Here is a 24,977-nt window from a genome sequence, read left to right on the forward strand (position 1 = left end):
AACCTCAACGCTGTCCGTAGAGCTCCACAGGTCTCTACGGACAGCGTTGTTCAGAAACCTTAGCCATCCGGTCAATTTGTTAGGTGCGAGCAAAACAAAAAAACGTCAAAAATGGGACACATAAGAGAATACTATGAAAGAATTGTAAAACTGCAAGAATCGGAATGGGAATTTATAGCTTCACATTTTGATAGAAAAGTGTTTGCCAAGAACCAAATCATCACACGGCAGGGCGAAACGGAAAATTACCTTTCATTCGTTGAAACTGGCATCGTTCGGTTTTACATTCCCGGTGACGAAAACGAACTGACTTTTAATTTCAGTTTCGACAAAGAATTTACCTGTGCTTACGATTCTTTTCTCACGCAGACACCGTCCGAATACGAATTACAGGCATTGACGGAAACCGTTGTTTGGCAAATTTCCTTTGACGATTTGCAAAAAGTGTATGCCCAGACCAAAGTTGGGAATTATTTAGGACGTTTCGCTTCCGAAAAATTGTTTTTGGCTAAAAGCAAACGTGAACTGTCCTTGCTTAAATACAATGCGAAAGAGCGTTATTTAAAGTTGTTCAGCGAACAGCCCGATATTTTAAAATTCATTCCGCTAAAATACGTGGCTTCCTACATCGGAATAACGCCACAGGGCTTGAGCCGTATTCGCAGACAGATTACTTAACATAGGTTCATTGCCAACCTTGTTCATTATTTGGAACTTTGCGATAAAAAGCAAAGGAATGAAACGACCTATTTTAGCATACGGACACAGCTTTTTAAAACAAAAGTGCAACGACATCGAAAAGAATTATCCCGAGTTGGATAAGCTAATAGCCGATATGTGGGAAACAATGAAAAACGCCAATGGTTGCGGATTGGCTTCGCCACAAATCGGACTTCCGATAAGACTTTTTGTAGTGGACAGTAAAACAACTTTTGAAAATCTTGACGAAGCGGACAGGGAAATCTATTTTGACAAAGACGACAAAGGATTACAGGAAACTTTTATCAACGCAAAAATCATTGAACGTTCCGCTGAGCTTTGGGAGGACGAAGAAGGCTGTTTAAGTATCCCAAATTTATCGCAAAAAGTAAAAAGACCTTGGACGATTAGCATAGAATATTACAACAAAGATTTTGACTTTCAAACAAGGACATTTAGCGGAACGACCGCAAGAATGATACAGCACGAATACGACCACACAGAAGGAATTTTGTATCTTGACTATCTAAAACCATTGACCAGAAGTTTGATGGAATCCAAACTTAAAAAGATTACAAAAGGACAGATTAAGACGAAATATCCAATGAAATTCGTTTAAAAAATGCCCGCACCTAACAAGCTGTATAATAGCGGGGAAAATGCCAAAATCAAAGTTTCTGCTTTTTAGCTGACTTTGTGCTTAACTGAACAGTAAGTGCATAAAACCCGCTATTGCTCATACATTAGACCAATAGCCGTTACGACAGTTCATTGGACACGGAGGGCAATATGTTCCTCCCCAAGAATGACGATTCTTTTGCGGGTAACCAATATTAACACATTCATTAGGTTTTGCTGTTTCATGGTTGCGCGTAGCACCGACGGTTAAGATTTCAGATCGGTCGTTTTTAATCACCTACGGACGGCGGGACGTGTTGCATGCGGTGTTTGATGATAAACCTGTAACGTAAAAAAAGTAGCAACGAAGATGTCAGCAAGCCCAAGGTAAGTCCGTACCAAACGCCTTTTACCCCAATGCCCCAATAGACGCCAAAGAGGTATGCTGTTGGAATACCGACAATCCAATAGGCGACAAAAGTGATCAATGTGGGAATATTTACATCGCCCATTCCGCGTAATATGCCAAGTCCGACAACCTGTGTGCCGTCGAATAGTTGGAATAAGCCAGCAATGATGAGCAATTGTGCTGAGATACGGATGACGGTCTCGTCATTACTGATAAGCCAGGGCAGGTATTGGTTAAATGTTGCAAATATAAGTGCACAGATAATCATAAAAAAAAGTGCGAGGTGATACGATACGGTGGCAAATCGCTGCACGCGCTGCATGTTAGCTTTCCCGTAACTGTGTCCCGTCTTTATTGTTGCAGCAGAAGCAATCCCGCTGGCCATCATGTAGGTCATAGCAGCCAGTGTAATGGCAACCTGGTGGCTGGCTTGTTCGACAGCTCCGATTTTTCCGGCAATAAGCGACGCCGCGGCAAATGCCCCGACCTCGAACACATACTGCAGGGCTACCGGGGCGCCGATCTTAAAGATATTTTTGACGCGCGAAAAGTCGACGTGAAATAGCCGGAACTTATTGATATAAACTTTGAAAGTTTGGGAACGTAGTACGTAGACAGACATGGCCAGCATCATAAGGATGCGGTCAATTAACGTAGCATAGCCAACACCAACAATTCCTAATGGCGTGATACCGAACATACCTTTCGCCAAAATGATCGATAAAAGAATGTTCAGTACGTTCCCCCAGATGGTGATGTTCATAGCCTGCTTAGTAAATCCCAGCCCTTCTGCAAACTGTTTGAACGTGTTAAATACCATCAGCGGGACGATCGAAAGCATGAGGATCAGCAAGTAGGGTTTAGCCGTTTCGACCACGCGCGGGTCCTGATCCATATGCTGAATAGCATACATTGAACCGAAGTTGACAAGAGCAAAGAGCAATATCGCCGTCGCCACATTTAGCCAGAGGCTATTGGAAAGCAGTTTGCCGCAGTTATCCTTGTTGCCTTTGCCGTTTTCCTGAGCGATGAGTGGCGTGAGCCCGTACGATATCCCTAAGCCGATGACCATGACAACGATAAATACAGAATGCACGAGCGAGACGGCAGCCAAGGGGATGGTTCCGGCAAACTTACCGACTACAACGGTGTCGGCTGTTTGTACCAGCGTCTGTCCTAGCTGAGAAATGACAACAGGGCCGGCCAAAGCAAACGTGCTCCAGTAAAAGCGTTTATTCCGTTTATAGTATCTGTGTAACATAGCAAACGGGCAAAGATAGGAAATCCTTCCGCTGAGATTGTCATCCGTCAATAAATTAACATTCCGGGGGATCAACGGTGCGGCCATTGTCAAATTGTTACCAAATATTTACACCAGAATTTGGAGGAAAAGTAAATTTAGGCTTACCTTAGTCGGATAGTTATTACAAAAAGGAGAAGTAGAAATGACCTTAGGATTTTTGAATATTGGTACGCAGGAGATGGTATTTATAGTCATCATTATTCTGCTGTTGTTTGGCGGAAAGAAACTTCCCGAATTGGCCCGAGGGTTAGGACGTGGTATTCGCGAATTTAAGGATGCTTCAGAAGGGATAAAGCGGGAGATATCCGATCAGATAAATAATTTCGAAAAAGACTTAGACGTAACTGTTGATGATAAGGTTGAAACTCCCCGCTACGTAGAGCATACGGCGGATGAGGTTGCGGAAACACCTGAAGAGCGGAGCAGCGAGGAGGAAGAGCCGAAAGAGAAAACAACGTTCCCGCAGTTTTCGACACCGGAAAATACCGTGCAACATAATCCAGGAGAACAGCCCACCGACGAAGGTCAGCACTATAAATACGGATACAACGACCACTTTGCTTCTGGATCCGGAGAGGAAGCTGAAAAGATCGATTCCACAGACGCTGCTGGCGAAGACACCAAAAAGGCGTAAATTTTGTTAAAGCATTAAACCGGAAATTCACCGTCTAAAAGATACCGTAACTTTCTGGTGAAGTATCTTCGCTGGGGGGAAGACTTGAGGTTATGTAAGGGTAATGCGCACGCTTGCTACCGTATGCTATCCTTTGTAGACGTCCCACCCCGTCCGGCGGCCAAAATGATGACACCATATCCGCCTCTTTTAGACACACATTCTTTTTTATATCACTTTATATCTTATATGGCATACGAAATTATTATTTCGCAAGAACTGGGGATCAATAGCCGACAGGTGGCGACCACCATGCAACTATTAGATGACGGCGCCACTGTTCCCTTTATTGCGCGCTACCGGAAAGAGCTGACGGGAAGCCTCGACGAAGTGCAGATAACCAGTATCCGCGATAGGGTGCAACAACTGCGCGACCTCGATAAGCGGAAGGAGGCTATCCTGCGGTCGATTGCCGATCAGGGTAAGCTGACGGGTGAGCTAGAGCAGCAGATAAGCGATGCGGCAACGATGGCTATCCTGGAAGATATCTATCTCCCCTATAAGCCAAAGCGGAAAACCCGTGCGTCGGTAGCCCGCGAAAGAGGGTTGCAACCTCTTGCTGAGCAGCTGCTGCTGCAAGAGAATACCGACCCAACAGAGATTGCTGCCGGTTTTGTGGATGCCGAAAAGGGTGTCTCATCGGTGGAAGAAGCGTTGGCGGGTGCGCGGGACATCGTAGCCGAACATATCTCGGAAGATTTGGACGTCCGTACGCGGACGCGGAAGATATTCCTGGAGCAGGCGCAGTTCGTATCCCGTGTGGTACCGGGAAAGGAAGAGGAAGCTATAAAGTATAAAGACTATTTCGAATGGTCTGAGCCCTTAAAAGACGCGCCATCGCACCGGGTGTTGGCCATGCGGCGGGGCGAAAAAGAAGGAATGCTTTACCTGGATATCGCCGTGGAGGAAGAAAAGGTTCTGCCTATGCTCGAAAAGCGCTATATTAAAGCATCAAACGGTGCTGCAGGACATATTAAACAGGCGTTGCAGGACAGTTACAAGCGCTTGTTGAAACCTTCTATGGAAACGGAAGTGCGGGTACTCACCCGGCAACGGGCCGACGAAGAAGCGATCCGCGTGTTTGCAGATAACGTTCGGCAGCTATTGTTGGCCGCCCCCTTAGGACAGAAGAGACTATTAGCCATTGATCCGGGCTTTCGCACGGGATGTAAGACTGTCGTCCTAGATGGGCAGGGTAATTTGCTGGAAAATACCGCCATCTATCCACATACCGGGGGAGGAGGGGCGTCTGAGGCGGGTAAGACCGTCAGGCATCTCGTTGACAAGTATAAAATTGAAGCGATTGCCATTGGTAACGGCACTGCTGGGCGCGAAACCGAGGAATTTGTCCGGAAGCTCGATCTTAATGGCGTTACCATCGTCATGGTGAACGAGTCGGGAGCGTCTATTTACTCGGCATCTGAAGTAGCAAGGGAGGAATTTCCTGATCAAGATGTTACGGTGAGGGGAGCCGTGTCTATTGGACGTCGCCTAATGGATCCGCTAGCGGAACTGGTGAAGATAGATCCGAAATCCATTGGCGTTGGACAATATCAGCATGATGTCGATCAAAGCAAGCTGCAGACGGCGTTAGACGACACCGTGATATCGTGTGTAAATGCCGTGGGAGTCGAGTTGAATACCGCTTCCAAGCAGATACTGTCCTATGTTTCGGGTCTTGGGCCGGCACTGGCCCAACAGATTGTCAATTATCGGATAGCGAATGGACCCTTCCGATCACGTCGGGAATTGAAAAAGGTGCCACGTCTGGGCGACAAGGCATTTGAGCAGGCTGCGGGATTTCTTCGCATCCGCAATGGCGAACATCCTTTGGACGGCTCCGCCGTCCATCCTGAACGCTACACGCTCGTGGAGCAGATGGCCAAAGATTTGTCGGTTGATGTGCGGGATTTATTGACAAACGAGCAGCTTCGCAAGCAGATAGATGTCCGTAAGTATGTTTCGGACGAGGTTGGTATCCCAACGCTTAACGACATTATCTCCGAGTTGTCCAAGCCGGGGCGCGACCCGCGGGAACAATTTGAAGAGTTTAAGTTTACCGATGGGGTGAACAGCATCGCAGACCTGCGCGTCGGTATGAAATTGCCCGGGATTGTAACGAACATAACGAACTTCGGGGCTTTTGTTGACATTGGTGTGCACCAGGATGGTCTAGTCCATTTAAGTCAGCTGGCCAACCGTTATGTTGCCGATCCGCACGAGGTTGTTAAGGTGCAGCAGAAAGTGATGGTCACCGTGACGGAGATCGACGAACGTAGAAATCGGATCGGTCTGTCAATGAAGACAGAAGAAGGACGTAGCCAGCCTAAAAAGACGAGCGGGCGTCAACGGACAGAATCAGATATGGCAACCAAACTTGCGGCATTGGCGAGCAAGTTCAAATAGTTCCTTTAACAAAAAAAGAGCAGCACCGCTGCTCTTTTTTTGTTAAAAACAAGTATCTACAGATCCACCGCATTCTAGTGCGCCGTTTTGCTTTAATAACCCGGGTTTTGTTCCAAAGCGGGGTTTAATAAAATCTGCGACGATGGTATTGGATAAACCAAGCTATTTTCACTTGTTAACGTGGGGTACTTCTGCAGCGCGAGTTTCGTACGGGAGAGGTCAAACCACGTTTCGCCCTCGAACAGTAATTCTCTTTCTTTTTCTTCCTGCACGAATCTCACAAAGTCTTCGACATTGGCGAATTCACTTTTTTCCTTGGTTGTCCCCGCGCGGTCTAACACTTGTTTCAGCGAGTTAAAGGCCTCGTCGGTAACTGCGTTGTTTAACCGGGCCTCGGCCTCCGCATGTATTAGCAAAATCTCAGCGAGACGCAGTAACGGGAGGTTTTGACTCGGCGGATTTGCGTTCGGGAACTTTCCGATGTAATAGCGGTCTCTGGATCCTTTAACGATAGAGAAACTCCGACGCCGATCCTCTTCGTCGAAAATATCGGCCACCGTACTGTCTTTCGCGTAAAAAAGCATACTGGCGTTGTCGTTGGCGACAGCCGCGAGCGGATTGGTAGTCTGGTCGTCAAATTGGAGCTCAAAAATCGACTCAGCAGCGTTTTCCGTCTCCCAGATGCTGCGGAAATCGCTGACTAGCTGAAACATCTGCGACGCTATCAGGGCTTTTGCGGTTTCGGCCGCCGGTCTGTAGTCTCCGGTTCTAGCGGCGATATAAAGATACACCTTAGCCAGAAGTGCCTGAGCGGCCGCTTTTGTTGCACGGCCTTTCGTCGCATCCGAAGTCTCGTGGGCATCGGGGAGCTGTTCCATGCTTTCGGTGAGATCTGTAACAATTTGTTCGTAGATTTCTTCGGGGCCGGATTGCGGAATGGCAATATTTTCTTCTTCTGTGGTGGGAGTCAACTTTAGCGGAACGGCGCCGAAGGCGCGTACTAAAAAGAAGTAATGCAAAGCACGGACGAATTTTGCTTCACCGATAAACTGATCACGTTTTTCATCCGTTATGCTGCCTTCTTCCATTTCTGGGACTCTCGCAATGATGTTGTTGGCAGCATTAATTGTTGTATAAGCCCCTTGCCACATGTTTGCAATCCACGGGTTTATCGCTGTTACTTCGTGCGTTTTGAAGTTTTCATATTCCGGGAAGGCGGAAGAGTGCGATACATGATTTGCTGAAAACTCTGGAACAATGATCATGCTCTGGCCGTAATTAAACGAGCTGGTCATTGTACGGTACATTCCTACCGCAGCCGCATTAGCGTTTGTTTCTGAGTTAAAGTAGTTATCGTTTGTTACCTGATTAAGAGGCTCCCGATCAAGGAAGCTATCGCATCCTGTTACGCTCGCGAGTAGGCCGAAAAGAAATAGTTTATATATCGTGTTCATAGGATCTCCTGTTTATTAAAATGACAAATTAACACCTGCTGTAAAAATTCGTGGCTGCGGGTAGCTGCCGTAGTCGTAACCGTAGATGAGGCCTGTGTTGGCACCTCCATGGCTGGAGCTCACCTCCGGATCGAATCCGCGGTAATTCGTAAACACGTATGCATTCTGTACGGTGACGTAAGCACGAAGCCTGCTCACCTTCATCTTGTCCGTTAAACTTTTGGGTAGCGAGTAGCCAAGCGTAATGTTGCGTAGCCGGAAAAAGGAACCGTCCTGTACAAACCGATCGGATATGGCTCCGTTGTCGAGACTGCCCGGAGTGGGGCGGGGGACGTCGGTGATATCTCCCGGCTGCCGCCAGCGGTCTACCCAGTCTACAAAACCGTTGGAACTGGCGTTATAGCCTTCCAAGCCCGTCGCTAGATTATAGTTAAAGATGTCGTTGCCATAGGAAAACTGTCCCATGATGCTTAAATCGAAATTCTTGTATTGAAACGTGTTGGTGATACCGCCGAAAAAATCAGGATTTGGATCACCGATAATCTGACGGTCCTGATCGTTGGTTGGTGTTGTTGGCTGGCCATTTTGTCCCTCATAGTCTATCAGACCCGTTTCGGGATTTACGCCGATCATCTTCCAGCCAAAGAAAGTCCCAAGGGGTAGGCCGGCCTGCGCGATGTTTAAATTACCCACGCCTCCCAATATGCGTTCTACTCCCTGGGGGAGGGCCAGCACTTTGTTGCGGTTAAAAGTCATATTAAGAGCCGTAGTCCATTTAAACTCGCCGACAAAGTTCTGTGTTGTCAGCTCAAACTCAAATCCTTTGTTTTCTATATCTCCTGAGTTCGTAAACCGGCTTACATAACCGGAGTTGGTTAAAATGGGAACGCCGATGAGTAGGTCTGATGTCTTCTTATGATAATAGTCTGCAAGGATTGATATCCGGTTGCCAAACAGGCCGATGTCTACTCCAATGTCTGTTTGTCGTGTTGTTTCCCACTTTAGGTTTCTATCCCCGAGTACCGCCGGAACGAATCCAGGCATTCCGAGGTAGTTGTTTCCACCCGCGTATAGCGAATAGCTTGCGTAGTTGCCGATATTCTGGTTTCCCGTGATCCCCCAGCTGGCGCGTAGCTTCAAATTGCTGATAGCCGGTAGATCGTTGATAAAATCCTCCTCCGAAATTCTCCAGGCTGCAGCAAAGGAAGGGAAGGTAGCCCAGCGGTTGTCGGCTCCGAAACGCGACGAGCCATCTGCCCGTACATTTGCTGTAACGATATATTTCTTCCTGAAGTCGTAATTTATCCGCGCAAAACCAGATGCAATTGCCCATTCTTCCGGATAGGCATCTGCCCCGGTTACCACGCCTCCCGCATTGATGTGCTCAATGTCGTTAGACGGGAAGTTCGACCGCTGTGCGTGAACGAACTCTAACCGGGATTCCTGGACTGAGAAACCTCCCAATGCATTAATATGGTGATCATCAAAGGTTTGATCAAAAGTTAACGTAGTCTCATTGATCCATAGCTGGTCTCTTGTATTTCTTCGTGCACCTATCCCTCCCTGACTGGCAAACGAACGGATCCCGTTAGGAGGCATAAAGAATGTTTCGTCGATAAAACTAATGTCCGTTCCGAAGCTGGTTTTGAGCGCTAAGGAAGGAATAAAGCGATATTCTGCGCTTACATTTCCCAGGATGCGCCATGTTTGAGCATTATTTACCGGCAGCTCCAGCATGGCGACAGGGTTTTCTTTCGATAAGCTGACCTGGTCGTATACATAATTACCATTATTGTCAAATACCGGTAGGTTCGGAGCCATAAAGAAGCCTGATTTTGTCGGTCCTTCTTTCGAGTTCTCTTCCTGAACGCGGTCATTTTCCGCCCGGGTGACATTGATCGCGGTCGCGAAGTGGAGCTTGTCGTTATGTTGGTGGTTTAGATTAATACGGCCGCTTATCCTATTAAAATCGGAATTCAGCAGAATACCCCCTTGACGCATATAACCGAGAGACGTATAATATTGCGTTTTTTCACTTCCGCCGCTGGCGGAAAGCTCGTAACTCCGGGTAGCCGCGTTACGGAATATGGCATCCTGCCAATCCGTATTGATGTCAGGATTTGCCAGAATCTGATCGGGCATCGTACTCGTTGGGTCGTCTTGCTGCCTGAATCGGTAATAGTCCCGCATGTAATCCTGATATTGCGCTGTGTTCATCATTTTATACTTGCGTTCCGACGGCATCTGAGAAAAACCTTCGTACATGTTGAAATGAAACTGACTCGTGCCGGCATCGCCTTTTTTTGTCGTTATTAGTACAACGCCGTTTGCGGCTCTGGCACCGTAGATGGATGACGAGGCAGCATCTTTCAGAACTTCCACCGACTGTACGTCGGACGGATTTAGGGAAGAGAGAATGTTGATACCCTGCGTGCCGCCGCCGAAGTTGAAGTTTGACCCACCTGTGAAGTTGGTGGTACTGTTAACCGGTATACCATCTACGACATATAGGGGGTCGGAACTGGCATTGATGGAAGTTGTTCCGCGGACGCGGATGCTTAAACCGCCTCCCGGAGATCCTGATTTTTGGGACACTTGTACTCCACCTGCCTTGCCCTGTATTGCTTGGGGTATACTTGGGAGGACTTCGTTTTCTATCTGATCTGATCCGATGCTGGAGACGGAGCTGGCCAGCGTTGCCCGTTCCATGGTTCCATATCCGACCGCGACAACCTCTACTGACTGAATGGTCTGCGACTCTTTGCTCAACAGCACATCGATCGTCGTTCTATTTGCGACAGCTTCTTCGTATTCTTTATATCCTACGGCGCTAAATACAAGGACAGTGGATGGACCTCCCTGAATGACGAACTTTCCCTGATCGTCTGTAGCGGCAGTTATAGCTTGCCCCTTTACCGATACGGTGGCCCCGGGCACTGGACCGTTTGCGCCCCTGACAGTCCCTTCAACCGTGTTTTGAGCCGCGCCGGCGGAGTCTGTCGCATTGGTCTGCTGAACAGCGGCTTGGGTAGAGTCGCTTTTCGCCAAACCGGTAGTGGCAGGACGGTTGGTTGACGTAGAGTCGGCAGCTGTAGGTTCTCTATCTGCTGTGTCTGCTCCAGCAACCTTTAGGATAATGTTAATTTCGCTTCTGTTATTTACAGGCTCTTCGTGTCTGGCAAAGTCTGTCTTATTAAATATGAGGGTAGCGTCAGGCTTTGCTTCTATTGCGAAAGCGCCAAGGTCATCCGAGACAGCCGTGACCGACTCTCCTTTAACGGACACAATGACTCCGGAGAGATTCGCTCCCTGTTCATCCTTGACGGATCCTTTGATGTCTATAAGGGAATCCTGTGCCGCGGTCACGGCATGTAGATTGTTTCCGTGGCGAAGAGTACCAGCCGTTAGCGTGGAGGGAAACCGTCGGGAATAGTCGGTTTCGCCAGAGAGACTATTATTCTCTGCACTGCGTAGGGATGAAAAATACGGAATTGAGGTGAGAAGTAATAAGGGAATGGCATAGATAGCGTGTTTCATGCGTATATCAAGTTAAGTTTAATACATTTCCAACACACCGAACAAAAGTTTAGGCGACGTCGTTCAGTTGATTATTGTAACAATTTTGTTTCAATACTTTATTGGTAACGTTTATTTTACAGCGATTAGTATGTAATTATTTAAAAAAAGATTATTGTTATGGTTTTTGGAAAGAATACATAAGAAGAAAGGGTAGTAAATGACTTATGAGGAATTTTTGGAGCTTGTAGATAATGCGGACCGCATTCCCGATGGCTTAACAGTGCATCAGGAGGCGCTTTGGTATGATAGGAGGGGCGACTGGCAACGCGCTCATGATCTTATAGATCACTTGGACGACCGGACGTCGGCTCGGGTGCATGCCTATTTACATCGCGTGGAAGGTGATATGTGGAACGCACGGTATTGGTACAGCAGGGCGGGCGAGTCTCCGTTTAGCGGAAGCCTGGATGAAGAATGGGTGGCGCTCGTACGACGGCTTGTTTAACAATAGTTAAATGCCTGCTACGCCTCGGGTTACGCTATCGAAAGTTGCGTAATGTTCGAAACGCAGGTGTCCATTCCTGCTGATGGCAAATGCGTTGCTCCTTTATTTCTCTTTTCTATTGTGGGGTAGGTGTATCCTCGTTTTGCTTGGTTTCGCTGCGTCTCTTCCGCTCATTCCAAATCCATAGCTTTCTCCAGAATTCCGATAATGAATTGAACTCCTGTCTATAAACCAGCCCGACGGCGCTAATGTAGTCGCTATATGGCGTGAAAAGGAAGTTGCGGGTGTTCAGTCGGTTATAGGCCCGTAGTACCAAGTTGCCGTCTTGTCGCAGACGGAACGTAATCTCGGCGTCGGTTGCTATCTGATCGGAAAAAAGAGTCAGGTCATTCACCTGATTTTTGCTGCGGTCGCTAACGCCACCCGTTAAGACGAGGCGATCGTCAAAAAAACGTAATGAGGCGGATGCGTCGTTGAAGGATCGGATATTCAGGTCGAGAAAGTTCATGTTAAGGGACTGGGAAATAATGCTGTTCAACTGGTTAAAGGCTATTTCAGTTCCGGCTGATAATAGCGTATTGTTTACTTCCCTGCCGAACTCCTGTGTCGAAGCGGGTGTAAAACTGCGGCGGACGATTAGACTGATGGCCTGTTGATTCACATTGTTGAGGTCACTAAAATAGCCCTGCAGTTCATCCTTGACATATGGATCTTGCGGGAAATTGAGATCAAACGATACTTCAGGCTGCGACAGCGTTCCCCGTAGATTCATATCGGCCTGTGCTAATATGCGGCTATTGTTTTCAGTTCGCCCTGCAGCATTATATAACGGAGCGATGGATGTCCGTTGTTGGTAGGTGGCGCTGAGGTTCACTACAGCTTCGGCAGGGTTTCCCGCCCAACGGATAGTCCCGCCTTCTTTCAGGTCAAAAAACTTGTTAATAAAGTCCTGCGCTGTAAAGTGAAACTTGCCCGATGATACATGGTAGTCGCCAAACATCTCAAAGTCGCCTAAGCTGGAGATCCGTAACGAGATATTTCCGGTTCCCGTACTTTTTAACGAGCCGATGTTGTTTTCAAGACTAATCTCCGCATCGGGTGTTATGGATAGATCCATATTCATCGTGAGCCCTTTAAAAAGCCGTTTACTGGTAAGCGTTTTATTTTGGGTAGAATCGGAATTAACAAAATAGATGAAATCAGTTTCGCTGACCCGCAGTGATGAATTAAAGGGTAGCGTAATAGCTGTATTCGCATTGGACCGGGCGCTGATATCTATGTTGATCGCAGAAGCTGGGCCGCGAAATCTAAAGTCGCCCGAGGCATACGCCTTGCCGAAAAATAACTCGTTGTCTTTACGGCCTGTATTTAAAATTTGAAAGTTCTCAGCAGTAACATGCAGGCGAAGTGTCGGATCGCTAAGATGATTGAGGTTAATGGTTCCGTTGGTTATCGCGGGCGTGTTATGTATGTCGGTAAACCTAAAGTCGTTTAGTACAATGCTGTTGTCTTCTATTACGACCATCTGGTTAGCCACGGCATATCTGGTCTGCAGATAATCGACGATAAATGAAGCTCCGGTCAGCTGGGCTGTTCCGCTGATCTTCGGTTGTCGGATGCTCCCGCTGATGGTTACGTCGCCGCTTGCTTTGCCGTAAAGATTTCGCGCCAGGTTGCGGACAAACGGCGATAATATACCGATGTCAACATCTTTGGCCTTCCCGCGGAGCCGCAGCCCATTCTCCGTAGCTCGTAGATCGTAAGTCCCCTCTAGGGTTACGCCTTTACCGTCGATGTCGGACAGCCTCGAATCCAGCTGGATAACGCCATGCTGCGGATCGAAGTCTGCGTTGACAGTCAGGTTCCCTACGGGAAGATTATTGTAAATGATCGGTGTTGTCGAGATATGTGCAGAAAGATTAGGCGACCGGAGTGCTGCATGTATACGAATATCTCCGCTTAAGTGTCCTATGAGATCGATACCGAGCGGCTTGGTAATGCCAGAAAGTGAAGTGAGGCTAAAATCTTTAAACGAAATATCCAGGTTATCATTTTCGTTGGATAGTATGCCATTGAGTGCCACTTCTTGCCGATCTCTGGTCAGGCGGAGATCGTCAAAATAAAATTTGCCTTTTGAAACCCGCAACTCCGCATCCTGATTCATTGTCCAATGTTCCTGGTTTAATACGATGTCAGACTTCTCAAAACGGATATATGCCGGTTTATTATATGCAAAGTGTATATTACCGTTTAGGTTAAGGTAGTTCGGCCGCTTTTCCTCCGACATGGAGATGGCGAATCTTAAGCTATCGTTGGCCAGTACGTTGTTTATATGTATCCGATCAATGTAGGTCGAGTCAAAGAAGCTAAGCCTGTCAGCAGTTACATCTAAAGAAAAAGCCCGGTCGTCGGCCTCCTCGGTCATAGAAAGATTGCTGATCCTTACGCCTTTGTAGGATACAACGGGGCTGAATGCTTTAAATTTCGCAGTATAATCTGCCGATGAGAATTGAGCAGATAGACGCGCGCCGCTTTCCAGGCGCAAGTGTGGGTCGAACAATGCTGATATGGGCTCGAAGGACTTTATATGGATCTGAAGATCGAAATTTTGTGCTTCATAAGGACGCTGACGGATGTTTATCGCAGGAGCGTATCGCATAGCCAGGGACTCGAAATAGGCGCCGACGGTATTTAAATCTATTTGTCCGGACATGACGCCATCTACAACTTCCGACTGGATGGTAAGCTGTTTGGAACGTTCATCGCCACGTGACTCAAAATCGACATATCCGATGGTGAACTCCCCCCGGGAAGAGCGGAAATGCAGATGGTCCGAGATGATATGTCCGTTCATGGAGTTCAGCGAGTTGCCCTGCAGTGTGGCCTGAACATTTGAGCCGGTGATAACAATGCTATCCCTGTCGAACAGGTTCAGCTGCTTCAGGTTTAACAGGTCGATGGTTGACGAGATGCTGTACGTTGGTTCGTCTTCTGTCCAGTCTATTTCTCCGTCGAACGCGAGTGAAGCGTTAGCGTCGTTCACCTGGCCGCTCGCATAGACAAACGCCTTCGTTATTTCGCCCTCGAAATCGATGAGACGGTAACGATAGCTGTTGAATACGAAATCCCGCAGCGTGCCATTGGTAGAAATATGTAAATCGTCCGGATTACTGCCTTTTCCGTCGAACTTAACCTGAATAGCGGTATTACCTACGTCTTTGGATTTGATTAGCTCGCCGAGCTTGAAGTCGGGCGCCTCGAGGGAGCCATGAAAATGGAGCTGGGGGCGAAAGGCGACATTGCTTACAGTACGTACGGTGCCCAGGTCCGTCCGGATAGTTCCATCAACATCAAATTGATGATACAGTCCGGACAGACGGCCTTCGAAGGCCAGCGTACCGAATTGGTGCAGGTGTTGCGGCAGGGATAACGATTGCTGGACGGATAATTCCGGAACCAGGCGTTCCACGTCTTTTGCCGACGTGCGGAGGCTCTCTAAATCAAAATCGAAATGGGTCTGCTCGATTAACGGAAGCCCGTCAATGGTGAATGCTCCCCTCAGCTCCGTGTGGCTGCCGGTTCTCAAAATTACATTTCGGGCGCTTGCATGTGCCACCGTTCCGTTGACGGATGCCTGCTCTATTACCGTAAAAAAGTGAATCTTCTCCATTGCCGGAGCAAAAAAAGCAATGTCCCTTGAGTCTACCGACGCGCCATTCAGCGTGCCTTCTATTTTTACTTTGTTGACAAAATCCCCGAAATCTGAAAAGCGGTCGTAGTAAAACGCGAGATAGTCGCCTACCGTCGACCGGTTGGTGCGGAGGCGGAGATTCGCGAATTCCATTTTATCTGTTGAGATATAGGAGTCGGCACTCAGTTCGCGCAGGTACAGGCCGCTCTGCTCTTTAAAGGTGAGACCTCGTATGTCGAGCGATACGGCGGAGGGCGTGCGCTGGATATTCGTGAATGTCCCCGAGATCCCCGTCAGCCGCAAATTACCGAAATCGACGCCTGCAGCCGTGGGTTTAGACTGATGATTTGTCAAAGAAAATGTGCTCTGGATAAGGTTAATTTCGCTAAGCGCGAATTCCAGTCGCCGTGAACTTTTATCTTTCTGCTCTTTTTGAGGAGTGAAGTAGGCTGCGAGGAAGCTGATGTTTGCACTGTCTTTGTAGATCTCGTAGTTGAATGTAGCCTGTTCCACCGTCACCTGGTGAATCTCGACTTTTTGTTCAAATATTTTGCGCAGCGAGATTTTGGCAGTGATCCGCTTTGAAGAAATTAATGGGGCTCCTTGCCGGTCGTTTATGATTATGTCCTGTAATTCCAACGAACGAAACGGTTTGAGGTAAACCCTGCTTACGGAAATATGTGTTTGTAACTCTCTACTTAGATAGGCAGCCACCTTTTTCGATACATAGGTCTGTACAGAGGAGTACTGCAGGGCAAAAAGCCCCGCTATCACTAGCAGTAGCATGCTAAGGAATGTGATGACCGCTATTTTAAGTATTTTTTTGATATTTTTGTACTTTAAATTAATCGTAATATCATGGCTGTTATTCTCGGTATCGAGTCTTCCTGTGACGAAACTTCTGCTGCAATATGTATTGACGGTGAAATTAAGTCAAATATCATCGCTAGTCAAGCTGTTCACGCAAAATATGGCGGGGTTGTACCTGAGTTAGCGTCCCGGGCACACCAGCAACACATTATTCCTACAGTAGATCAAGCCATTCAGCAGGCAAAAATACGGAAAAATGACATAGATGCAGTCGCTTTTACGAGAGGCCCCGGTTTATTAGGATCTTTACTGGTGGGGACTTCTTTCGCGAAGTCGTTTGCTCTTGCGCGTCAGCTGCCGTTGATCGATGTTAACCATATGCAGGCGCACATTTTAGCGCACTTCATTGACGAACCGAGACCTGCCTTTCCATTTCTTTGTCTTACCGTATCGGGGGGGCATACACAAATTGTATTGGTAAAAGATTATTTCGATATGGAGTTGCTGGGACAGACCTTGGACGATGCTGCCGGCGAAGCTTTTGATAAGACTGCGAAAATATTGAATCTACCGTATCCCGGAGGACCGTTGATTGATAAATACGCGAAAGAGGGGAACCCCGATTCATTTAAGCTGCCGGAACCTCAAATTCCAGATCTGAACTTTAGCTTTTCGGGGTTAAAGACCGCGATTCTTTATATGGTGCAAGCCGAGGAAAAGAAAAATCCACGTTTTCTTCAGGAAAATATAGCAGACGTCTGCGCTTCTGTGCAAAGCCGCATTGTGTCTATCTTACTCAATAAACTGAAAAAAGCCGCGCTGCAAACTGGAGTTCGCCAGATAGCCATTGCCGGTGGGGTGTCTGCCAACTCCGGCCTGCGGGAGTCGTTGCAGGAGATGGGATTGCGCTCCGGATGGGAGGTCTTTATCCCGAAATTCGAATATTGCACGGACAACGCTGCCATGATCGCTATTGCCGGATATCACAAGTTTCTCAAAAAGGAATTTGTTGGCCAGGACATTACGCCCTTGGCGCGCATGCATGTTTAGCTGATAAGCCGGTCCTGAACAAGCATGTAGCTGATGCTATCCTGACGGCCGCGCCGGGTCCCGGATCGGGCCCCCGGATGCTCCTGGTTTCCATAGCTTTTATGGAAAGTTTCATAGACGATCATCATAGTAGAAACAATATAAACCCCAAAAACTATGATGTGGAAAAATAAGCTGGATATCTATGAGAAGGAATGGCTGGATGTCATTTTTTCTTCCTGTAATCAAAATTATGGCGCCTATGACCTGCGGTGTTATGCTAGTCTTGCGACCAATAAAGCGCTACTTGCCGTTATCAGCGTTGTGACGCTGTTGGTATGCTGGAAAGCAGCATATGATAGAATGCCGAAGGAGGTCGGGGCTGTTACGCCTGAACGTGTCGTGTCTGTTACGATGGATATGCCTGTTGAAAACGATCCGCCAGCTAAAGAGGACCCTCTACCGATGCCAGAGAGTCCTGCTCAGCGGATTTCGGAAGTAGCGCCGGCACAGGAGCTGGTGTGCTATGTAGAACCCGTAATAGCCGCTGCAAATAGGGTAACAGAAGACCTCGTGTCGAACAATCAGTTAAAAGATAAGATGAGTGCGCGCATTTCGCTTAAACCTGTTAAAGGAGGCTCCTTTGTAGCGAAAGGTGAATTCGGACCAAAAAAGGCGCATGGGGCAATCACCGGCGGACTGACAGACGACGTGCCGGGTGGGGGAGGGACATCGGAATCGGCGCCCTTCACATCGGTGGAGATCATGCCGATGCCTCCCGGCGGCACGAAGGCGTTCATCAGGTGGGTTGGACACACCTACCGATATCCAGATAAGGCATTAGAACAGCAGATTAAGGGAAGCGTGGTGGTTTCGTTCGTAGTAGAAAAGGATGGAACGTTAACCGACATGAAGGTGGTGCGGGATTTAGGATTCGGGACGGGAGAGGAAGCGCTGCGCGTACTAAGAAAAGCTGCCCGATGGAGTCCGGGAGTTCAGAACGGACGCGCCGTGCGGGTTAGTTATACACTACCCATCACGTTGAGCTCTCTATGACCTTTTCGGGGGGAGTTCCGTATGACCGGCTTTCCCCGATTTTTTATAGTGTTTGTATTAGCTTTACCAGCCAACGTTTGATGATAGCAGATACTTCGTAGCGCTCGTCATTGGCAAACTTAATCATCACGGATTCAATGTTGGCCAGCATGTCCAGATACTCCGGGAAGTAGCCTTCAATATCCCTGTAGTCTGATAGAATGTCAATCAGGTAGCAATGCGTGTCGTATTCCAAAAACTTCTGCTGGTGATTGTACGAAGCTTCCACCCATTCCATTTCGCTCCGGAAGCCGGAATGAATGTGTCTGTCGCAAACCTGTTTATAGTTGTGCCGTGTCTCGATAAGCTCACGACGAATAGCTTCCTTTTTATCCTTTAGCTCCTCGAATACCGTGGACAGTCTATCCTGAATTTCGACCTCTTTGGATATTATTGTCATGACAAATAATTGTTAAGGTTCTACTTTGCATTAATAGCCGCGAACATAATAACGTTCGAAGGCGCGTAAATGTTTTTATATTTTAAAATAACGTATTGATTTGTTGGTAATTATCATGTTTCAATAAAAACTTGTCTGTCTATTACCTACGATAAACACGAAAAATTCTCAATTTTGGAATATGAGAGGAATCGAAAAAGATATCAACGGATATAGGCTTGAAATATGTTCCAACTCTTCGTATTCAGCATTGCAGGCGCAGAAGGGAGGAGCAAGTCGGGTAGAACTGTGCCAAAACCTGGAAAATGGAGGTACAACGCCGTCGTATGCGCAAATAAAGCGTAGCCGGGAGTTGTTGGACATTGGAGTTCACGTGCTGATTAGACCGAGAGGCGGCGATTTTGTTTACGCTGAAGCCGAGTTTGAGGAGATAAAAATGGATGTGGCGTTCTGTAAGGAGACTGGATGCGATGGCGTAGTCGTGGGGATACTGCATCCCGATGGGCGCGTGGACAAAGAGCGTTGTGCTGAACTTGTTGCGCTGGCGAAGCCTATGACCTGTGTTTTCCACCGTGCGTTCGATCGCTGTAGCGATCCGCTACAGGCTTTGGAAGATATTATCGCGCTGGGGTTTGACCGAATACTAACTTCGGGTATGCGGAATACCGCCCTGGAGGGAGCACAGCTTTTGAAGGAATTGATTGCGCAAGCGGGTGGCCGGATCGAAATAATGCCCGGTGCGGGTGTGACGGCCGAAAATATAGAACACATTCTTCTTACGACCGGCGCTACGTCTATACACAGTTCGGCGAAAGCAGTTGTTCCGTCCCGTATGACGTTCGAGTCGGAAGATCTGGAGGGGATGAACGAGCCTACGATGGAGACTTCCAAGGAAAACGTGGAAGCGCTCGTCCGTCGATTGCAGGATATGTAAAACTAAAAAGGAGAACTGCACAGTTCTCCTTTTTAGTTTATATTGTCCCGAACCTTACTTAGCTTCAGACGCTAATTTGTTCAAAATTTCATCGTTTTTTGTGATCTGGCTGTTTTTAGGCATTTTGCTTCTTGAGCCTAACTCGATATTACGGCCTAACTTTAAAAACTGTACTTCAACACGTGAAACAGTTTTATTTCTTCTATCTTTTCTTTTTAAACGTGTAACTCCCATTGTGATGTCTTTTTATTTGTCTATAAAACGAGGTCGGAAGCGGATTCGAACCGCTGTAGGAGGTTTTGCAGACCTCAGCCTAGCCACTCGGCCATCCGACCCATTATTCCCCGAAGGGAATGCAAAAATAAAATTTACTTTTGACATTTACAATAAAATTAAAAGGTAAAAAATAAAAAGTGAGCGTATTCTATTTAAGACGCTGATTCATAGTTAAATAGTACATTTTTGGATGAAGTTCGATTTTTTGGTCTAGATATTGTATCAAGGATAGTGGAAACAAATAAATACGATATGAAAAAGATTTTACTTTCATTAGGAGCTGCTGTGTTACTTGCAACGGGAGCACAAGCGCAGAGCGGTCTTGGTTACGGTATTAAAGCCGGTGTGAATTTCCCGTCTTACAGCTACGGAAATTCGAGTGACCTGTCTGATACAAAATCGACGACAAATTTTCATGTAACAGGATATCTGGACGCGCCTGTCACATCAAATTTTTACATTCAGCCTGGCGTATCCTTACAAGGAAAAGGGGCGAAGTTGATCGAATCGGATGCATTGGGCGGTTCTGAGGTTTCGCAAAATACAATGTGGTTGGAAGTTCCCGTTAACTTTGTCGGTAAGTTTCCAGCGGGAAGCGGTAACTTTTTTGTCGGTGCTGGCCCATACATAGGGTTCGGTTTGAGCGGAAAGAATAAGTATTCTGTGAGAGAGGGAAGCAACGTAACCGAGCGCGAGTTCAAGTTTGGTAAGGACGAAACGTTAAAAGGCACTGACTTCGGCGTTAACTTCCTGGCCGGATATAAGCTTGGGAATGGTCTTTTGATCAATGCAGGTTATGGGTTGGGGCTTACTAACATTGCTGGAGATGCTAACGGATGGTCGGACAACATCAAAAATAGAGTTTGGACCGTCGGCATTGGTTTTGAGCTGTAGCAGATACGATTTTTATTAAAATTAAAGGCTGCCGGTATTCCGGCAGCCTTTAATTTTTTAAAACTGAAATTCTATCACACTTTGATTTCTACTTCAACGCCTGAAGGCAATTCAAGTTTCATCAACGCGTCAACTGTTTTCGAGTTAGAAGAATAGATGTCTAATAACCTCTTGTACGCACACAGTTGGAACTGCTCGCGAGCTTTCTTGTTAACGTGTGGTGAACGTAAAACGGTATAGATCTTTTTCTCAGTAGGCAATGGAATAGGACCACTGACAACTGCACCTGTAGGTTTTACGGTTTTTACGATTTTTTCAGCAGACTTGTCGACCAAGTTGTAATCGTAAGATTTCAATTTAATTCTGATTCTTTGGCTCATGTTATATGATTTTAATAACCTCTGGTTAGAGCTATTTGCAACCAGAGGTCGGGTTAATTTTTAAAAATTATTCTACGGAACCTCTAACTCTACCTTTAGATTTAGCGATTACGTCGTCTGCTACGTTACGTGGAGCTTCTGCATAGTGATCAAATTCCATTGTAGACGTTGCACGACCTGAAGTGATTGTCCGTAATTGTGTTACGTAACCGAACATTTCAGAAAGTGGAACCAATGCTTTGATTACTTGTGCACCGTTACGTGAGTCCAAACCTTGCATTTGTCCACGACGACGGTTCAAGTCGCCCATAACATCACCCATGTTTTCTTCTGGAGTCAATACCTCAACTTTCATGATCGGCTCCATCAATACAGGCGAACATTTCGGCAATGCTTCACGGTAAGCCATTTTAGCCGCCAATTCGAACGACAATGAATCGGAGTCGACAGCGTGGAATGAACCATCGATCAAACGCACTTTCATGCCTGATAATGGATATCCGGCAAGGACACCGTTATTCATCGAAGACTCAAAGCCCTTCTGTACAGATGGAATGTATTCCTTTGGAATAGCTCCACCGACGATCTCGTTAACGAATTGAAGAGGCGACTTAACTACATCCCAGTCTTCGTCAACCGGAGAAACAACCACTTTGATATCTGCGAACTTACCGCGACCACCAGACTGTTTCTTGTACACTTCGCGGTGTTCAGTAGTACCGTTGATAGACTCTTTGTAAGCAACCTGTGGAGCACCTTGGTTAACTTCCACTTTAAACTCGCGTTTCAAGCGGTCGATCAAGATTTCCAAGTGAAGCTCACCCATACCGGAGATAACGGTCTGACCAGTTTCGTCATCTGACTTAACGACAAAAGTAGGGTCCTCTTCGGCCAATTTACCCAAGGCGATACCTAATTTATCAACGTCAGCTTGTGTTTTAGGTTCGATAGCTAAACCGATAACGGGCTCAGGGAATACCATTGACTCAAGAACGATAGGCGCTTTCTCGTCACATAGGGTATCACCTGTTTTGATGTCTTTGAAACCTACAACTGCACCAATGTCTCCTGCCTCAATCTGAGGGATAGGATTTTGTTTATTCGCGTGCATTTGGAAGATACGGGAAATACGCTCTTTATTTCCTGAACGGGTGTTCAATACATAAGAACCGGCTTCCAGTTTACCGGAATACGCGCGGATGAAACACAAGCGACCTACGAATGGGTCGGTTGCAATTTTGAAGCCTAATGCTGCAAACGGTTCGTCTACAGATGGTTTACGTGAAATTTCCTCGCCGGTGTTTGGATTTGTACCTTTTACAGCCTCTTGATCCAACGGTGAAGGCAATAGCTCCATCACAAGATCCAACATCGTCTGCACACCTTTGTTTTTGAAAGAGGAACCACATACCATAGGAACGATAGCGTTGTCCAATACAGCTTTACGTAAAGCGTCAAGGATTTCTCTTTCTGTCAATGAGTTCGGATCATCGAAGAATTTCTCCATTAATGACTCGTCGTACCCAGCAACGGCTTCCAATAGCTTTTCACGGTATTCGGCAACTTCGTCAACCATGTCGTCAGGGATTGGAACTTCAGTGAAGGTCATTCCTTTATCGTGTTCGTTCCAAACGATACCACGGTTATTGATCAAGTCGACAACACCTTTGAAAGAATCTTCTGCTCCGATAGGCAATTGCAATGCTACGGCGTCCGATCCTAACATATCTTTTACTTGCTTAACAACTTTTAGGAAATCAGCACCGGAACGGTCCATCTTGTTGACGAAACCGATACGGGGAACTTTGTAGTTGTCTGCCAAGCGCCAGTTTGTTTCTGACTGCGGTTCTACGCCGTCAACGGCCGAGAACAAAAATACCAACCCGTCAAGTACACGCAAAGAACGGTTTACTTCTACGGTGAAGTCAACGTGTCCCGGAGTGTCGATAACGTTGACTTGATATTTTTTACCACGGTAGTTCCAGAATACAGTTGTCGCAGCAGAGGTGATCGTGATACCACGTTCAGCTTCTTGCTCCATCCAGTCCATGGTTGAAGCACCTTCGTGTACCTCACCGATTTTGTGGTTTACTCCTGAGTAGTAAAGGATACGCTCAGTCGTCGTAGTTTTACCAGCATCGATGTGTGCGGCGATACCGATATTTCTTACTAATCTTAAATCTTTTGCCATAATATTTTATGCAGTTTGCCTTAAAAGCTTGTTTTTGTGCAATGTTGTTTGAAAGAAATAAGTACACCGACCACGATAGGGAAAGAAATTTCCTTTATCGGCAGTCGGTGTAGTCCTATTTGCTTCGTTGTGTTCAAAATTAGAATCTGAAGTGTGAGAACGCTTTGTTAGCTTCAGCCATCTTATGCGTATCTTCTTTCTTCTTCACTGCGGCACCTTCTCCCTTTGAAGCTGAAATGATTTCTCCTGCTAGTTTCTCAAACATGTTCTTTTCTCCACGTTTGCGGGCATAAGAGATTAACCATTTCATACCTAAAGCGATTTTACGCTCTGGACGAACTTCCATAGGAACCTGGAAGTTAGCACCACCTACACGGCGAGATTTAACTTCTACAGCAGGCATAACGTTGTTCAGCGCTTTTTTCCAAGTCTCTAAACCGTTCTCTTGTGTCTTTTGTTCTACCAACTCTACGGCGTCGTAAAAAATAGAGTACGCGATAGATTTTTTACCATCGACCATCATATTGTTTACGAAACGCGTTACCTGAACATCATTAAACTTTGGATCAGGTAAAATGATTCTCTTTTTTGGTTTTGCTTTTCTCATTTTCTTTCCCTCCGTTTAATTATTTCTTTTTACCTTTTGCAGGAGCAGCAGCTTGTCCTGGTTTAGGGCGTTTGGTTCCGTATTTAGAACGACGTTGGTTACGTCCTGCAACACCTGATGTATCCAAAGCTCCACGAATGATGTGGTAACGAACTCCTGGTAAGTCTTTCACACGACCACCGCGGATTAACACGATAGAGTGTTCCTGTAAGTTGTGGCCTTCACCCGGAATGTAGGCATTCACCTCTTTACCGTTTGTTAAGCGTACACGAGCCACTTTACGCATTGCTGAGTTTGGTTTTTTAGGGGTAGTAGTGTATACACGAGTACACACGCCTCTTCGCTGTGGACATGAGTCCAACGCTGGAGATTTACTCTTATCTTCCAGAGCTACTCTACCTTTTCTAACTAATTGTTGAATAGTAGGCATTTACCTGATTTTGTTTTTTTTAATTTGTTTAAAATTAATTTTTAAGTCCGCAAAGATAAGTATAAAAAAATGAACTGTAAAGAGTTGGATGTTAAATTTTTTTTATTCCGTATCTTTGCGGAAAATATAACATAGTGCGTATATGAACTTAACATTGACAGAGGATAACAAGCTAAAAAAGATCATTGTGGTGGGCGATCGGGTCTTGGTTAAGCCTATCGCTGGCGATGAACGTACAGAAAGCGGTCTGTACCTGCCGCCCGGCGTGCAGGAAAAGGAAAAGGTGCAGCGGGGATATGTCATCAAAACAGGGCCGGGGTATGTTATGCCGGCGGTTTCCGACGAGAGTGAAGACTGGAAGCCGCGGGAAGAACAGGTTAAATATATACCGCTGCAGGCGCGGGAGGGCGATCTGGCACTTTTTCAGGCCGGCATGGCAACCGAACTGCAGTATGGGGGTGAAAAGTACTATATTATGCCTCATCAGGCCATCTTGATGCTGGAAAGGGAAGAAGAGATATAGACGGCGCTGCGGCCGCCGTTTCCCCAGAAAAGTACGTAAAAGAAAGCTGATCCCTGGAAGGACGATAAGGTGCAGACCGAAGGGGCGGTTATGTCCCACTGCGCATGCGAATACACCGGCGTGCGCAGTGG

20 protein-coding genes and 1 tRNA gene are annotated in these 24,977 nt (G+C 46.8%); 10 read left to right on the forward strand and 11 right to left on the reverse strand.

Annotated features, from left to right (window positions below):
• Window positions 1-111: 111 nt before the first annotated feature.
• Together BC792_RS01830 and def are read left to right on the forward strand one after the other, a co-directional pair.
• Window positions 112-678 carry a Crp/Fnr family transcriptional regulator gene (locus BC792_RS01830; RefSeq protein WP_148907287.1) on the forward strand — a complete coding sequence of 189 codons (567 nt, stop codon included), beginning with the start codon at window positions 112-114 and terminating at the stop codon, window positions 676-678.
• Window positions 679-736: 58 nt separating this feature from the next.
• On the forward strand, window positions 737-1,318 hold the full coding sequence (def, locus tag BC792_RS01835; protein ID WP_148907288.1) for a peptide deformylase: 582 nt from the start codon (window positions 737-739) through the stop codon (window positions 1,316-1,318).
• 289 nt (window positions 1,319-1,607) lie between these two features.
• On the opposite strand, the gene BC792_RS01840 is transcribed toward def, so the two are convergent.
• Window positions 1,608-2,987, reverse strand: a complete 1,380-nt coding sequence (locus BC792_RS01840) for an MATE family efflux transporter (protein ID WP_148907289.1) — start codon at window positions 2,985-2,987, stop codon at window positions 1,608-1,610.
• 184 nt (window positions 2,988-3,171) lie between these two features.
• On the opposite strand from BC792_RS01840, the gene BC792_RS18755 reads away from it, so the two are divergent.
• Together BC792_RS18755 and BC792_RS01850 are read left to right on the forward strand one after the other, a co-directional pair.
• The gene (locus BC792_RS18755) at window positions 3,172-3,663 is read left to right on the forward strand and encodes a Sec-independent protein translocase subunit TatA/TatB (RefSeq protein WP_148907290.1); all 492 of its coding nucleotides are present in this window, start codon (window positions 3,172-3,174) and stop codon (window positions 3,661-3,663) included.
• A gap of 228 nt (window positions 3,664-3,891) precedes the next feature.
• A complete protein-coding gene (locus BC792_RS01850; RefSeq protein WP_148907291.1) occupies window positions 3,892-6,108 on the forward strand; it encodes a Tex family protein in 2,217 nt (738 codons plus the stop codon).
• 92 nt (window positions 6,109-6,200) lie between these two features.
• Here the strand turns inward: BC792_RS01850 and BC792_RS01855 are convergent, their stop codons facing one another.
• Window positions 6,201-7,562, reverse strand: a complete 1,362-nt coding sequence (locus BC792_RS01855; protein ID WP_148907292.1) for a RagB/SusD family nutrient uptake outer membrane protein — start codon at window positions 7,560-7,562, stop codon at window positions 6,201-6,203.
• A gap of 15 nt (window positions 7,563-7,577) precedes the next feature.
• On the reverse strand, window positions 7,578-11,099 hold the full coding sequence (locus BC792_RS01860; protein ID WP_148907293.1) for a SusC/RagA family TonB-linked outer membrane protein: 3,522 nt from the start codon (window positions 11,097-11,099) through the stop codon (window positions 7,578-7,580).
• Between the two features lie 199 nt (window positions 11,100-11,298).
• Between BC792_RS01860 and BC792_RS01865 the strand changes: the two genes are divergently transcribed.
• The gene (locus BC792_RS01865; protein WP_148907294.1) at window positions 11,299-11,586 is read left to right on the forward strand and encodes a hypothetical protein; all 288 of its coding nucleotides are present in this window, start codon (window positions 11,299-11,301) and stop codon (window positions 11,584-11,586) included.
• Between the two features lie 115 nt (window positions 11,587-11,701).
• Here BC792_RS01865 and BC792_RS01870 read toward each other — a convergent pair whose 3' ends face one another.
• The gene (locus tag BC792_RS01870; RefSeq protein ID WP_148907295.1) at window positions 11,702-16,063 is read right to left on the reverse strand and encodes a translocation/assembly module TamB domain-containing protein; all 4,362 of its coding nucleotides are present in this window, start codon (window positions 16,061-16,063) and stop codon (window positions 11,702-11,704) included.
• A 72-nt stretch (window positions 16,064-16,135) separates the two neighbouring features.
• Here BC792_RS01870 and tsaD point away from each other — a divergent pair, with 72 nt between their 5' ends.
• Both tsaD and BC792_RS01880 read left to right on the forward strand, forming a co-directional pair.
• On the forward strand, window positions 16,136-17,137 hold the full coding sequence (gene tsaD / locus BC792_RS01875; RefSeq protein ID WP_148907296.1) for a tRNA (adenosine(37)-N6)-threonylcarbamoyltransferase complex transferase subunit TsaD: 1,002 nt from the start codon (window positions 16,136-16,138) through the stop codon (window positions 17,135-17,137).
• A gap of 156 nt (window positions 17,138-17,293) precedes the next feature.
• Window positions 17,294-18,172, forward strand: coding sequence for an energy transducer TonB (locus BC792_RS01880; RefSeq protein WP_148907297.1), 879 nt, complete (start codon window positions 17,294-17,296; stop codon window positions 18,170-18,172).
• Window positions 18,173-18,215: 43 nt separating this feature from the next.
• Here the strand turns inward: BC792_RS01880 and BC792_RS01885 are convergent, their stop codons facing one another.
• On the reverse strand, window positions 18,216-18,611 hold the full coding sequence (locus BC792_RS01885) for a hypothetical protein (protein ID WP_148907298.1): 396 nt from the start codon (window positions 18,609-18,611) through the stop codon (window positions 18,216-18,218).
• A 181-nt stretch (window positions 18,612-18,792) separates the two neighbouring features.
• Here BC792_RS01885 and BC792_RS01890 point away from each other — a divergent pair, with 181 nt between their 5' ends.
• Complete coding sequence (locus tag BC792_RS01890) at window positions 18,793-19,545, forward strand: copper homeostasis protein CutC (RefSeq protein WP_148907299.1); 753 nt, start codon at window positions 18,793-18,795, stop codon at window positions 19,543-19,545.
• A 54-nt stretch (window positions 19,546-19,599) separates the two neighbouring features.
• Here BC792_RS01890 and BC792_RS01895 read toward each other — a convergent pair whose 3' ends face one another.
• Both BC792_RS01895 and BC792_RS01900 read right to left on the reverse strand, forming a co-directional pair.
• Window positions 19,600-19,779: a spore protein gene (locus BC792_RS01895; RefSeq protein WP_148907300.1), complete on the reverse strand. Its 180-nt coding sequence runs from the start codon at window positions 19,777-19,779 to the stop codon at window positions 19,600-19,602.
• A 30-nt stretch (window positions 19,780-19,809) separates the two neighbouring features.
• Window positions 19,810-19,880: transfer RNA gene (locus tag BC792_RS01900), tRNA-Cys, on the reverse strand.
• Between the two features lie 193 nt (window positions 19,881-20,073).
• Here BC792_RS01900 and BC792_RS01905 point away from each other — a divergent pair.
• The gene (locus BC792_RS01905; RefSeq protein WP_148907301.1) at window positions 20,074-20,715 is read left to right on the forward strand and encodes a porin family protein; all 642 of its coding nucleotides are present in this window, start codon (window positions 20,074-20,076) and stop codon (window positions 20,713-20,715) included.
• A gap of 74 nt (window positions 20,716-20,789) precedes the next feature.
• Here BC792_RS01905 and rpsJ read toward each other — a convergent pair whose 3' ends face one another.
• The 4 genes from rpsJ to rpsL form a co-directional block, all read right to left on the reverse strand.
• Window positions 20,790-21,095 carry a 30S ribosomal protein S10 gene (gene rpsJ, locus BC792_RS01910; RefSeq protein ID WP_002993539.1) on the reverse strand — a complete coding sequence of 102 codons (306 nt, stop codon included), beginning with the start codon at window positions 21,093-21,095 and terminating at the stop codon, window positions 20,790-20,792.
• A gap of 67 nt (window positions 21,096-21,162) precedes the next feature.
• Window positions 21,163-23,286, reverse strand: a complete 2,124-nt coding sequence (gene fusA, locus BC792_RS01915) for an elongation factor G (RefSeq protein ID WP_148907302.1) — start codon at window positions 23,284-23,286, stop codon at window positions 21,163-21,165.
• Window positions 23,287-23,425: 139 nt separating this feature from the next.
• Window positions 23,426-23,893, reverse strand: a complete 468-nt coding sequence (rpsG, locus tag BC792_RS01920; RefSeq protein ID WP_148907303.1) for a 30S ribosomal protein S7 — start codon at window positions 23,891-23,893, stop codon at window positions 23,426-23,428.
• A gap of 19 nt (window positions 23,894-23,912) precedes the next feature.
• The gene (gene rpsL, locus BC792_RS01925) at window positions 23,913-24,323 is read right to left on the reverse strand and encodes a 30S ribosomal protein S12 (RefSeq protein WP_148907304.1); all 411 of its coding nucleotides are present in this window, start codon (window positions 24,321-24,323) and stop codon (window positions 23,913-23,915) included.
• Window positions 24,324-24,465: 142 nt separating this feature from the next.
• Between rpsL and BC792_RS01930 the strand changes: the two genes are divergently transcribed.
• The gene (locus BC792_RS01930) at window positions 24,466-24,846 is read left to right on the forward strand and encodes a co-chaperone GroES (RefSeq protein WP_148907305.1); all 381 of its coding nucleotides are present in this window, start codon (window positions 24,466-24,468) and stop codon (window positions 24,844-24,846) included.
• Window positions 24,847-24,977 lie beyond the last annotated feature (131 nt).

Source organism: Sphingobacterium allocomposti (assembly GCF_008124885.1).
Lineage (GTDB): Bacteria > Bacteroidota > Bacteroidia > Sphingobacteriales > Sphingobacteriaceae > Sphingobacterium > Sphingobacterium allocomposti.